The organism is Psychrobacter pacificensis (assembly GCF_900101915.1).
Classification (GTDB): Bacteria; Pseudomonadota; Gammaproteobacteria; order Pseudomonadales; family Moraxellaceae; genus Psychrobacter; species Psychrobacter pacificensis.
This window is the reverse complement of record NZ_FNAL01000004.1, coordinates 153,779-166,916: the sequence shown is the minus strand read 5'-3', so window position 1 is coordinate 166,916 and position 13,138 is coordinate 153,779. Positions and strand designations below refer to the sequence as shown.

Genomic DNA, 13,138 nt, shown 5'->3' with positions numbered 1-13,138 from the left:
AAAGTGAGTCCTCTAGCAAAATGGCTATGATGGCAGAGACAACTGAAACTAGAGTGATTATGACTGAGATATCTGAGGATAATGATAATAGCGCAGCCGAGACAATGCTCGCTCGCAAACATTTAGCGCAGAAGCATCATTATCCATCGGACAAGGCTCATGGAGCCGATATACCTCAAAGCTGTATTGAGTCTCAAACCACCAGTTTGGCAGTAGAGGCAGCGGTATCAATCGTTATTAATGGGATTCATTATGCGGTACTGATGGCCAGCCCTTACCAACTAGAGTATTTGGCTGTTGGGTTCTTATTTAGCGAGGGCTTGATTCAGCACAGTCATGAGTTACTTGATTGGGAAGTGACACATCTTACAGATATTGCCAGCTACCAAAAGTTTGCTCAATCCTTAAACGATGGGGATCTTGAATTCGCCTCCATTGAGCAACGCTTAGAGCAATTTCAAGATTATGATATCTATATCGTAGAGCTGGTGCTAAACCAACGCTGCCATCAGCGCATCCAAGCCCAAAAGCGCCAACTGGCAGGGCGTACAGGCTGCGGTATGTGCGGCATCACGGGGCTGACACAGGCATTGCCCGACTTGAGCCACTACTCACAAGCAAACATACATGGTTCTAAGGCAACCGTGCCAAGCCTTGAGTATCTATTAGTACTACGTCAGCAAGTAGATGCCACACAGCATACACACCAACTGACAGGAGCTGTGCATGCAGCAGCGACGATATACAATCAGCAGTTGTACTTGTTTGAGGACGTAGGCCGTCACAATGCACTCGACAAATTAATCGGTTGGCAACTGCGACAAAAAGTAGAGGTTGATTGCGTACTCATGACCTCACGATTATCGATTGAGTTGGTACAAAAATCGATTCGGGGGCGTATCCCTTGGCTCGTTGGCATGTCTGCGCCCACCAGTACGGCCGTACGGGTCGCCCAGCGCTATGGTTTGGGACTGGCTGGGTTTTTGCGTGACAATAGAGTCACCTACTACACTGGCATTTGATGAGTATTGCCTAACCACATTTTCTAAATCCTGTCGTTATCATCGATTCGTTTACTTTGATACCCTCACATTGATCATTTAATACTGCCACCATTCAATATGTTAGCCTTATTGATACCCTCACAAACACCTTTCCATAAACCCCATTTGTCAATGCTATTTTTCTTGAGGTCTGCCTCTGACTTTTGGTCATTTATGACAGATAACTGACCGATAGATTTGAGCTTCACGGCAGAATAGGGTACTCTTAGCGCACGAGTATGTTACACATAGTTAACATAGCTGTAGTTTTATTTATAAATACTTAGCCTATGGTGCAACGCATCAGGGCTGTAGCGTGTTTGATACTTAACTACAGGTAATGCGTCAATTACCTAATCATGGGCAAAAATTCGCTCATGCTTGGGTGTATTTCAGCCGGCTATACATAATATTAGCCGATAAAGCTGTCTACACTTAGCACCGTCATCAGCAGATGGCTGAGTGCTTATTCATAATTTTGCTGTAGATACCTGCCTTGTCAGCGCTCTATAGCAGCCAGCTATTATCAAGTATGACCACTTGACAGCGTGATGGACTATCCATCAACAGACGCATGCTGATGACTCCCTGCGATTTTTGTGAAATGTGGCTCACTGTTGCATGTGATTTTTTCAAATGACGTACAACAGTGAGTAACCGGCATGATGTCAATGGGCAGTTGTCATTTACAGGTTGCAGGATCTACCCTTAAAACACCAAGTGCGCCAGCGCGCGGCATTTGGGTCGGCGCTGACTGCTTTTTATGACGGCTAACTGTTAGCACTGTGTGATGCCTCTACATAAAACTTTTATGGGCTTTATTGTATTCTTAACAGTTTTGGATAAAGTTATACTATTAAACTTTTATTTATGTAAAATAATCGCGAGGTATGAATTTGAAAACTGAGTCACTGTTCCAATTTTCATCGTTAACCATTATTTTATTGTTGTTAGCGTTTTATGGCGGCACGTATTTGTTGTCATTGCTGATCAAAAAAGACAAAGAAACCACTTCAGGATTTATGGTGGCAGGCCATGGCGTCGGCTTTGGCATGGGTGCTGCTAGTATGACCGCTACTTGGATTTGGGCGGCATCGTTTTATGCGGCGGCGACCTCTGGCTACAAGTATGGCGTATCAGGGCCGATACATTACGGCTTTTGGGGCGCGCTGATGATCTTATTCATTTATCCTTTTGGTATGCGCTTTCGTGAGCTTGCACCCGATGGTCATACCTTAGGTGAGCTTATCCACGCCCGCCATGGCTCATCAAGCCAATTAATTTTAGCCATATCCAACCTTATGGGCAGCTTAATTAGCTTGATGGTCAACTTTACTGCAGCTGGGGCGTTGGTATCGGTATTATCGCCATTATCGTTTCAGACGGGGGTCATGATTGCAGGTATCGGGGTGCTAAGCTACACCCTAACCTCAGGGTTTCGTGCTTCCGTCTTTACAGACTTTGCGCAATTGGTCGCTTTGATGGCCATCGGTATTGTCATTATTCCAGCGGTACTGTTTGCGATGGGTGGGCCACAAGTCATGGTCGATGGCCTCGCTAACCTCACGCTTGAACAGCAGGATTTCTTTTCATCCGAAGCGTTTTTTCAGCAAGGAGCGCCCTATTTTGTCGCTGTACTTGCTTATGCGATTGGTAACCAAACCATCACGCAGCGCTTGTTTGCGATCGATAAGACTAAGATTAAACAGACCTTTATTACCGCCACGGTCGGCTATGCTGGTATCGTCATCGGTCTTGGTATGATCGGATTGATGGCTTTGACCATCGGTATCGAGCCACTAGATGGCAATATGAACAACCTCATCCCGCAGATGGTCAGCACTTACTTGCACCCTGTATTTATCGCCTTGTTCTTTATCTTGGTCATTGGCTCATTGTCATCGACAGCCGACTCAGATTTGTCGGCATTATCGACCATTATGATGGCGGATGTGTATGGCAAAAACATTGCCAAAGGCCGCGTCAAACCTAAAACCATGATGCTCGTTGGTCGTAGCACGATGATTATCGCCACCGCTGCCGGACTGATCTTTGCCAGCTTTAAGCTAGATATCTTGGTGATGCTCGTATTCGTCGGTGCATTATGGGGCGCGATTGTTTTTCCGGTCATCGCCAGTGTGTTTTGGAACCGCGTGACCAATGCCGCCTTTACCTCGGCAGTCATCATCGGCCTACTGCTATTCTGTGTGGTACGCTTTGAGCTGCTACCGATGACAGGCTTTACTGCGCTTTTCTTTGAAATACTGGCCAGTGTGGGCGCCGCAGTCGTGATTGGGCTGATGGTCTTTGGCTTTTTGGGTCGTAAAATCGGCATGGTAGCGGCAGCGATCACGCTGGTACTGATGCTCATTTTTGCCACAGGCTTCTTACGTCAGTACATGGTACTACTGGCCTCACTAACGGCCTATGGTGCTAGCACCATCGCTTGTATCATCGTTAGCCTCATGGGTGATGAACACTTTGATTTTGCTTTAATCAATCAACGTGTCGGCGATTATGATAAAAAAGCCAAGGCATCGACCTCTGAGCTTTCATGAACACAGGTAGCGAGCACCGCTTGCGGGTTTGGCAGTTGGTCAATATATGACCCGCTGCACAGGCAACCCTTCATAAATACTATAAGGAGATATCATGGACAACGTCTTTATCTACGGCTTATATATTTTAATTTGGCCAGCCATTACGCTCGGCGTGCTGGTATTGATTTGTACCGCGACTTATCGCGATATCAAACGAGCCAAACGTAATAACGAAGAGATATTATAAAAGTACACTCTCAATGATCAGTACTCTCATCAGTGAGTCCGGCTCGCTGATGAGCCTGAATACGCAAAAAACTAATAAAAAAGCACTAAAATCAGCACAAGTGAGCAAATAAGCTATTTTTAGCCAAAAAATGACTTGTAATTTAAATTATTTTTGCTAATATAGTCCACCTTGATTGGCTGGATGGCAGAGTGGTCATGCAGCGGACTGCAACTCCGTTAACGCCGGTTCGATTCCGACTCCAGCCTCCAATTATTTATTAACTTTACGTTAATTTTGGCTTGCATTATTATCCCAACCGATTATAATAGCGACCACTTATCTAGTAACTAGACAGTCTATCAGCTAGTTTACATGTTAGATAACACAAGTTTTGCCCGGGTGGTGAAATTGGTAGACACAAGGGATTTAAAATCCCTCGCTAGCAATAGCGTGCCGGTTCAAGTCCGGCTCCGGGTACCATTACATAGTTCTATACTATCTTATAGAGTAGCCAAAGCCCCTGATATCAGGGGCTTTGCTGTATCTGACGTCCCATACTGTCTTATGAATCTTTCCTAATCCATGCACTTTGAGTATACTGTCAAGTATACTGAGTTTTCAGTGTACTTATGGAGGATTAGGTTATGGAAAGAAAAGCGATCAGTTCAGATCGGAGTATCAGCAGTCATAAGCCTGAAGACAAGAAGTACTTCGTTGCTGTCAAAAACCATCCTAAGCTATTCTTAATGGTGCGTCCTACTGAAACTAAGTCATGGATGTACCGTTACTACCCTCCTTCAAATCCTAAGCAAAGTATTATATCCATCGGTATATATCCAAGTATCTCGTATGCACGTGCGTGTGAAGTATGGCGTGAGTATGAAGACCTTTTAAGTAAGGGCATCGATCCTAAAATATATCGTGAAGATAAAAAGAAAAGTATCATTAGTAAAACTAAAAACTCTTTTAATCATTTTGCTTGGGAGTACTTCGATAGCTTAGACCAGACTCAAAAGAGCAATACCCTCATTCGTAAGAAAGGACGATTAGAGCTAATATGCTCCTACATTGGTGATGAGCCTATCAGCGAGATCACCTCGCCTAGAATGCTTGAAGTGCTGTTAGACATTCAAGCCAACTCCTTGAACAAGGATGGTAAGCCTACAGATAAGGCTGAACGCTGCGCAGGTATCGCAAGTGATGTGTTTATCTATGCTGGCGCTCGCGGCTTCTGTACGAGCAATCCTGCGGCTCTTATTAAAAGTCAACTTGCTAAGTCAAACTACGGTCATCGTCCTGCGATCACTAAGCCTAAACAGCTTGCTAAGCTAATGCGTGACATAGAGACTATAGAAGGTGATCCAAACACCATAAATTCCCTTAGGCTATTAGCATTACTGTTCGTACGTAATGGGGATCTCAGGCGTATGCGTTGGGCTGATTTGGATTTGGATGTTGGCAGGTGGACATTAAAGCCCTTGAAAGGCCAAGGTAAGGTAAATATGGTCAAAGACATGGTGGTTCCCCTACCTCGTCAGGCAGTAGCAATCTTGCGTGAACAGCAAAAGATCAATGGTCATACTCCATATGTGTTTTTTAGCCAGACGGCAAAAAAGCATCAGATTATTTCTGATGCGACGGCTAATAAGCGACTAAAAGATTTGGGCTATCAAGACATACACTGTGCTCATGGCTTTAGAGCGACAGCGAAAACCATCTTACAAGAGCAGCTAAAGTACCCGCTTGTGCTTGTAGAGATGGCATTGGGTCATACGACTAAAGATCCTAATGGCACGGCATATGGTCGATTTGAGTATATCGATGATCGTAGTGAGATGATGCAAAACTGGGCGAACTATCTAGATGCATTGCGAGAAGGCAGAGATACCGCTAAGTTTAGAGCCGATGCAAAAGACGACGCTGATTCTAGCTCCCAGTTGCAAGCATTGATTGATCAGCTTGGAGAGGACAAGGTTTTGGACTTGCTTAAAGCTAGTAAACCAGACTAGGTATTTAAATTTATTCAATAATATACTATTTACTAAAAACCTTTTTTGACCTGTACTATTAATTGATTATTTAAATCTAATAAACTTAACAGTAATACGAACGAAGTTTTAGAACCTAAATCTTCTATGTAAATGCAGTTGCATAATGTCATTACTTATAGATTAATTGTCAAAAGCAAAAAGTGGTGTCAAAACGAGTAGCCGGATAGTATGCTATCTGCCTTATTAATTTGTTAATTATAGGACTTTCGATGACCAGTACTCAACAACGTGCCGAACTTCAACGCCAGATATGGCAAATCGCTAATGACGTACGTGGCTCAGTCGATGGCTGGGATTTTAAGCAGTACGTGTTGGGCACACTGTTCTATCGTTTTATTAGTGAAAACTTTATCAACTATATCGAAGGCGATGATGACAGTATTGATTACGCGTCATTCGCTGATGATGATGAACGCATTGAGCTGATCAAAGATGATGCGATTAAGACCAAAGGCTATTTTATTTACCCAAGCCAACTGTTTACAACTATCGCTGCCAATGCCCATAAAAATGATAACCTCAATACCGATCTAGCAGCTATCTTCGCTGATATTGAAAACTCAGCCAATGGTTATCCTTCTGAGTCTGATATCAAGGGTTTGTTTGCTGACTTTGATACCACTAGCAATAGACTAGGCAATACAGTAGCGGATAAGAATACGCGACTTGCAAAGGTGCTACAAGGGGTAGAAAAGCTCAGCTTCAATAAATTCGCAGATAATCAAATCGATCTATTCGGTGATGCCTATGAGTTTTTGATCTCTAATTATGCAGCCAACGCAGGCAAGTCTGGCGGTGAGTTTTTTACGCCACAAAACGTCTCTAAGCTTATCGCACAATTAGCGATGCATAAGCAAGAAACCGTCAATAAGATCTATGATCCTGCAGCTGGCTCAGGCTCGTTATTGCTTCAAGCCAAAAAACACTTTGACGCGCATATCATCGAAGATGGCTTTTTTGGGCAAGAGATTAACCACACTACCTATAACCTCGCGCGGATGAATATGTTTTTGCATAACATCAATTATGACAAGTTCAATATTCAACTGGGCAATACGCTATTAAACCCCCAGTTTATGGATGATAAGCCTTTTGATGCTATCGTCTCTAACCCACCTTACTCGGTCAAGTGGATCGGTAGTGATGATCCGACGCTGATCAATGACGAACGTTTTGCGCCAGCGGGGGTACTTGCGCCCAAGTCCAAGGCCGACTTTGCTTTTGTGCTACATGCGCTCAGCTATCTATCGAGCAAAGGTCGCGCGGCGATTGTCTGCTTTCCCGGTATATTTTATCGTGGCGGCGCAGAGAAGAAGATTAGGGAGTATTTAGTCGATAATAACTATGTCGAGACAGTGATATCATTAGCGTCCAATCTGTTTTTTGGCACCTCCATCGCAGTCAATATCTTGGTACTGTCCAAGCATAAAACTGAGAGCAAGACCCAGTTCATCGATGCTAGCTCGCTCTTTAAATCTGAGACCAATACCAACGTCTTAACTGACGCGCATATCGCGCAAATTATGGAATTATTTGATAGTAAAGAGGACGCCGACTATCTCGCCGCCAGCGTGGACAATAGCGCTATCGCTGCTAAAGATTACAATCTGTCCGTCAGCGTTTATGTCGAAGCCGAGGATACCCGCGAAGTTATCGACATCGATACCCTCAATGCTGAGCTGGCAACTACGGTGGCGAGAATTGATCAATTACGCAAAGATATAGAGGTGATCGTCGCAGACATCGAAGGCACGGAGTCTCAAGCATGAGTGATTTAAATTATTTAGAAAAATTGCTTGATGGCGTTGAGTTTGAGTGGAAAGCTTTGGGAAAAGCTTTAGTTCGTACCAAAGGAACAAATATTACAGCTGGTAGAATGAAAGAATTGCATAAAGAAAATGCGCCACTTAAAATTTTCGCTGGTGGTAAAACTTTTGCATTGGTTAATTTTACTGATATTCCTGAAAAAAACGTAAATCGAGAACCGTCTATTATTGTTAAATCACGTGGCGTTATTGGGTTTGAATATTATACTAATCCATTCTCGCATAAGAATGAGATGTGGTCATATCATTCTAAAAACGAAAATATAAACATCAAATATGTTTATTACTACCTAAAAACTAAAGAGTTATATTTTCAAAAACTCGGTAGTAGGATGCAGATGCCTCAAATATCAACACCTGATACAGATAAGTTTCTAATTCCTATCCCCCCGCTCGCCGTCCAAAATAAAGTAGTGCAAATTTTAGATACATTTACCACACTTACCGCAGAGCTTACCGCAGAATTATTAGCACGCCAACAGCAATATGTCTATTATCGTGAACAATTATTCACGTTTAAGAACATTAAAGTCGAATGGAAAACTTTAGGAGAGGTTACTAAAAAATGGTATTCAGGTGGAACTCCAAGAGCTGGTAATCCCGAATACTATGAAGGCGGCGAAATTCCTTGGCTTAGAACTCAAGAAGTCAAATTTAATGACATTGAAGAGACAAATATAAAAGTAACACCTTCTGCACTAGAAAACTCATCAGCTAAGTGGATTCCAGAAAATTGCGTGATAATCGCGATTTCTGGAGCAACAGCGGGTCGGTCGGCAATTAACAAAATACCCTTAACGACAAATCAGCACTGTGGTTGTTTAGAAATAGATGACACAAAAGCTCTATATCGTTATGTATTTCATTGGATTAGCTTTAACTATGAGAACATCAAGGCGCTTGGTCAAGGAGCAAGAGGTGACCTTAATTCTAGTATTATAAAAAACTTTAAAATACCCGTTCCTGCCCTACTCGAACAACAACGCATCGTCGACATTCTAGACAAATTTGACGCTTTAACCACTTCATTGACCGAAGGCTTGCCGCGTGAGATTGAGCTGCGTCAGCAGCAGTATGAATATTATCGCGAGCTTTTATTAAGCTTCCCAAAGCCTGAGGACGTCTAATATGAGTCAATCATTAACAGAAATCGCCCAGATACTTAAAGACTCTGATAAAAAAGTACAGCTGATTTATGCGTTTAATGGCACTGGTAAAACACGCCTTTCAAAAGAGTTTAAAGAGCTGATCGTACCTAAAATTATTGAGGTAAATAATGAAGAACAAGTAGAATTGGCTCGTAAAAAAATTCTTTATTACAATGCTTTTACTGAAGACCTTTTTTATTGGGATAACGATTTGGAAGGTGACACCGAACCCAAGCTAAAAATTCAGCCTAACACTTATACTCATTGGTTAATAGCGTTGCTTAGTGACTTAGGCGAAGACGGTAATATAATCAAGCACTTTCAACGCTATACAAATGATAAATTAACGCCACGTTTTAATGAGGAGTACATTACTAAAAAAGATGGTCGAGACATCACTGTTAAAGCATTTTCAGAGGTGACTTTCTCTCTTGAGCGTGGTAACAATGATCATTTAGGTAATCTCAAAATATCCAAAGGGGAAGAAAGCAATTTCATTTGGAGTGTTTTTTATACCTTACTAGATCAAGTAATCAGCGTATTAAACGTAGCAGAATTAACTGATCGTGTGACAGATGAGTTTAATCAATTAGAATATATATTTATAGATGACCCAGTTAGTTCGTTAGATGAAAATCATTTGATACAACTGGCTGTCAATTTAGGATGCCTGATTAAATCCAGCGAGTCTAATATTAAATTTATAATCTCCACTCACAACCCTCTTTTCTATAACGTTTTGTATAACGAAATTAAAGCAAAATCTGGCTACATCCTTAGTCGATTAGATGATGGAAAATTCGAACTCGAAACAAAATATGGTGATTCTAATCAAAGTTTTTCATACCATCTTCATATTAAGAATTTAATAGATCAGGCAACGAAAGATAATAGTGTACAACGCTATCATTTCGCACTGCTGCGTAACTTGTACGAAAAAACGGCTAATTTTCTTGGCTATAATAGATGGTCTGATCTATTGCCCGGTGATAAAAAAGCTTATGCTAATAGAATTATGAATTTCTATCCACATAATACATTATCAAATGAAGAAATGGCAGAGCCAACCACACCAGAAAAAGCTATGGTGAAATTGCTGCTTGACAATTTAAATCAATACGGCTACTGGCAACAGGAAGAGCAAAATGGTTAATTATAATAATACTATCGCCGAATCGAATAATTACATTGTCCTCGATAAGTACAGCAAAGCCCAGCAAGTCAGCGAAGCCTATCAAAGCGAAAATGAACTAGAGCGCGAGCTCATTAAAGACTTGCAGCGCCAAGGCTATGAGTATCTGCCAGAGCTAACCTCACAAGCTCAGATGCTCATCAATGTCCGTGTGCAACTGCAAAGCTTAAATAGCATGCAGTTCACCGATGAGGAGTGGCAGCGCTTTGTCAGAGAGTACCTAGATAACCCTAGCGATAATAGCACGGACAAAACTCGTAAGATTCATGATGATTATATTCATGATTTTGTTTTTGATGATGGTCATATTCAGAATATCTACTTGTTTGATAAAAAGCACATTTCTAATAATAAGGTACAAGTGATTAAGCAGTTCGCACAGACGGGCACACATGCTAATCGCTATGACGTCACCATTTTAGTCAACGGTTTGCCACTGGTACAAGTCGAGCTAAAAAAACGCGGTGTTGCCATTCGTGAAGCATTTAACCAAGTACACCGCTATAGCAAAGAGAGCTTCAATAGCGATAACTCCTTATTTAAATACTTGCAACTGTTTGTGATCTCAAACGGCACCGACACGCGCTACTTTGCCAATACCACCAAACGCGATAAAAACAGCTTTGATTTCACCATGAATTGGGCGAAGTCTGATAACGCCTTGATCAAAGACATCAAGGACTTTACCGCGACCTTTTTTCAAAAGACCACGCTACTAAACGTGCTGCTTAAGTATTCGGTATTCGATATCAGTAACACCTTATTGGTGATGCGCCCTTATCAGATCGCCGCCACCGAGCGCATCCTCTGGAAGATTAATAGCAGCTATCAAGCCAAAAAATGGAGCACGCTTGAGAGCGGCGGCTATATCTGGCATACCACAGGCTCCGGCAAGACCTTGACCAGCTTCAAAGCGGCGCGGCTAGCGACTGAGCTTGATTTTATCGAAAAAGTCTTCTTTGTGGTAGATCGTAAAGACCTTGATTATCAGACCATGAAGGAGTATCAGCGCTTCTCCCCTGATAGCGTCAACGGATCGGATAGCACCGCAGGGCTCAAGCGCAATCTGGACAAGGACGATAATAAAATCATCGTCACCACCATCCAAAAGCTTAATAATCTTATTAAGAGTGAAAGTGACTTGCCTATCTATAATAAGCAAGTGGTGTTTATCTTTGATGAAGCGCACCGTAGCCAGTTTGGTGAAGCACAAAAGAACCTTAAGAAAAAGTTCAAAAAATTCTATCAATTTGGCTTTACGGGCACGCCTATTTTTACGCAGAACGCTTTGGGCTCCGAGACTACTGCTAGCGTCTTCGGACGTGAATTACATTCTTATGTGATAACCGATGCTATCCGTGATGAAAAGGTGCTCAAATTCAAAGTCGACTATAACGACGTGCGCCCACAGTTCACAGCTATCGAGAGCGAGACCGATGAACAAAAGCTAACCGCCGCTGAGAACAAACAGCTACTGCTACATCCTGAACGTATCAGAGAGGTTTCTGAGTATCTACTAAAGAAATTTAGGCAAAAGACTCATCGTCTACAAGGCAATGGCAAAGGCTTCAATGCCATGTTTGCTGTCAGTAGTGTCGATGCTGCAAAGTCCTATTATGAGATGCTAAGTAAATTGCAACAGGACAGCGCCAAACCGCTTAAGATCGCTACGATCTTCTCTTTTGCCGCTAATGAAGAGCAGCAAGCTATCGGTGAGATAGTCGATGAAAGCTTTGAGCTATCGGCTATGGATAGTAGCGCTAAAGAGTTTTTGAGTGCTGCCATTAACGACTATAACGCGCTGTTTAAGACTAACTATGGCGTCGACAGTAAGTCCTTTCAGAACTACTACCGCGATCTGGCGCAGCGAGTCAAAAGCGGAGAAGTAGACTTACTTATTGTCGTCGGTATGTTTTTGACAGGCTTTGATGCGCCAACGCTAAACACCTTATTCGTCGATAAAAACTTGCGCTATCATGGCTTGATGCAAGCCTTTTCGCGCACTAATCGAATTTATGATGCCACGAAAACCTTTGGCAATATCGTCACCTTTCGCGATTTAGAGAAAGCCACTATTGACGCTATTACTCTATTCGGTAATAACGATACCAAAAACGTAGTATTAGAGAAAAGCTATAAAGAATACATGGCAGGCTTTACCGACTTAGTCACTGGTAAGGCAAGACGTGGCTATCTAGAAGTGGTCAAAGAGCTAGAGCAGCGCTTTCCTAACCCTGATGAAATCGTCAAAGAAAAAGATAAAAAGGAATTTGCGAAGTTATTTGGTGAATATCTGCGTGTTGAGAATATACTACAAAACTATGACGAGTTCGAGAGTCTAAAGGCATTACAGGATCTAGACATGAGCGACGTTAGTGCTGTAGACGCATTCAAAGCGGATCACTATCTTGAGGATGATGACTTAGCCGCTATGCAAGCCATTACAGTGCCAACTGAGCGCACGGTGCAGGACTATCGCTCAACCTACAATGATATTCGCGATTGGATACGCCGTGAGAAATCTGGTAATGAGCAGCAAGAGTCTAACATTGATTGGGATGAGGTAGTTTTCGAAGTCGATTTGCTCAAGTCGCAAGAAATTAATCTTGATTATATTTTAGAGCTAATCTTTGAGCATAACAAAAAAACTAAGGACAAAGCTGCCCTTGTGGAGGAAGTACGGCGTCTTATTCGAGCTAGTATTGGCAACCGTGCTAAAGAAAGCTTAGTAGTTGACTTTATTAATCAAACTAATTTAGATAAGATTCCAGACAAATCTAGCATCATTGAGTCTTTCTTTACCTTTGCGCAAACTGAGCAGCAACGCGAAGTTGAAGAGCTAATCGTTGATGAAAATCTCAATCTAGCTGCCGCTAAACGTTATATCAGTGTTTCCCTAAAGCGGGAGTATCCTAGCGAAAACGGGACAGAGCTGAATGCTATTTTGCCAAAACTTAGCCCACTGAATCCACAGTATTTAACCAAGAAACAAAGCGTGTTTCAGAGGATTGTAGACTTAGTTGAGAAGTTTAAGGGCGTGGGCGGTCAGGTTTAGTGAGGGTATAACTGTCTCAATTATCCAATTCATTATCTTTTAAATAATCTGGCA

8 protein-coding genes and 2 tRNA genes are annotated in these 13,138 nt (G+C 42.2%); all 10 read left to right on the top strand.

The annotated features are described in order from the left end of the window. Positions 1-59 precede the first annotated feature (59 nt). The 10 genes from BLR43_RS04025 (at position 60) to BLR43_RS03985 (ending at position 13,084) form a co-directional block, all read left to right on the top strand. A complete protein-coding gene (locus tag BLR43_RS04025) occupies positions 60-1,022 on the top strand; it encodes a formate dehydrogenase accessory sulfurtransferase FdhD (RefSeq protein ID WP_071003567.1) in 963 nt (320 codons plus the stop codon). 911 nt (positions 1,023-1,933) lie between these two features. Next, positions 1,934-3,601, top strand: a complete 1,668-nt coding sequence (locus BLR43_RS04020) for a sodium:solute symporter family protein (RefSeq protein ID WP_093068989.1) — start codon at positions 1,934-1,936, stop codon at positions 3,599-3,601. Between the two features lie 94 nt (positions 3,602-3,695). Continuing rightward, the gene (locus tag BLR43_RS13725) at positions 3,696-3,830 is read left to right on the top strand and encodes a putative transporter small subunit (RefSeq protein WP_208855952.1); all 135 of its coding nucleotides are present in this window, start codon (positions 3,696-3,698) and stop codon (positions 3,828-3,830) included. 177 nt (positions 3,831-4,007) lie between these two features. Further along, positions 4,008-4,081: transfer RNA gene (locus tag BLR43_RS04015), tRNA-Cys, on the top strand. Positions 4,082-4,205: 124 nt separating this feature from the next. Further along, a tRNA-Leu gene (locus tag BLR43_RS04010) sits at positions 4,206-4,292 on the top strand. A 164-nt stretch (positions 4,293-4,456) separates the two neighbouring features. Next, entirely contained in the window at positions 4,457-5,821 is a 1,365-nt protein-coding gene (locus BLR43_RS04005; protein ID WP_093068987.1) for a tyrosine-type recombinase/integrase, read from the top strand. A 251-nt stretch (positions 5,822-6,072) separates the two neighbouring features. Then, a complete protein-coding gene (locus tag BLR43_RS04000; RefSeq protein WP_093068985.1) occupies positions 6,073-7,632 on the top strand; it encodes a type I restriction-modification system subunit M in 1,560 nt (519 codons plus the stop codon). Beyond that, positions 7,629-8,816 carry a restriction endonuclease subunit S gene (locus BLR43_RS03995; protein ID WP_093068979.1) on the top strand — a complete coding sequence of 396 codons (1,188 nt, stop codon included), beginning with the start codon at positions 7,629-7,631 and terminating at the stop codon, positions 8,814-8,816. The genes BLR43_RS04000 and BLR43_RS03995 overlap by 4 nt, the downstream gene beginning before the upstream one ends. A gap of 1 nt (position 8,817) precedes the next feature. Continuing rightward, positions 8,818-9,990 (top strand): AAA family ATPase, encoded by a 1,173-nt coding sequence (locus BLR43_RS03990; protein WP_093068978.1) that lies wholly within the window; start codon positions 8,818-8,820, stop codon positions 9,988-9,990. Beyond that, the gene (locus BLR43_RS03985; RefSeq protein WP_093068977.1) at positions 9,983-13,084 is read left to right on the top strand and encodes an HsdR family type I site-specific deoxyribonuclease; all 3,102 of its coding nucleotides are present in this window, start codon (positions 9,983-9,985) and stop codon (positions 13,082-13,084) included. Before BLR43_RS03990 ends, BLR43_RS03985 begins: the two co-directional genes overlap by 8 nt. Positions 13,085-13,138 lie beyond the last annotated feature (54 nt).

Bases quoted from the DNA above. Each gene is read 5' to 3' on its own strand.
- BLR43_RS03995 (WP_093068979.1), top strand. From the start codon at position 7,629: ATGAGTGATTTAAATTATTTAGAAAAATTGCTTGATGGCGTTGAGTTT.
- BLR43_RS04020 (WP_093068989.1), top strand. From the start codon at position 1,934: ATGAATTTGAAAACTGAGTCACTGTTCCAATTTTCATCGTTAACCATT.
- BLR43_RS03990 (WP_093068978.1), top strand. From the start codon at position 8,818: ATGAGTCAATCATTAACAGAAATCGCCCAGATACTTAAAGACTCTGAT.
- BLR43_RS04005 (WP_093068987.1), top strand. From the start codon at position 4,457: ATGGAAAGAAAAGCGATCAGTTCAGATCGGAGTATCAGCAGTCATAAG.
- BLR43_RS04000 (WP_093068985.1), top strand. From the start codon at position 6,073: ATGACCAGTACTCAACAACGTGCCGAACTTCAACGCCAGATATGGCAA.
- BLR43_RS03985 (WP_093068977.1), top strand. From the start codon at position 9,983: ATGGTTAATTATAATAATACTATCGCCGAATCGAATAATTACATTGTC.
- BLR43_RS13725 (WP_208855952.1), top strand. From the start codon at position 3,696: ATGGACAACGTCTTTATCTACGGCTTATATATTTTAATTTGGCCAGCC.
- BLR43_RS04025 (WP_071003567.1), top strand. From the start codon at position 60: ATGACTGAGATATCTGAGGATAATGATAATAGCGCAGCCGAGACAATG.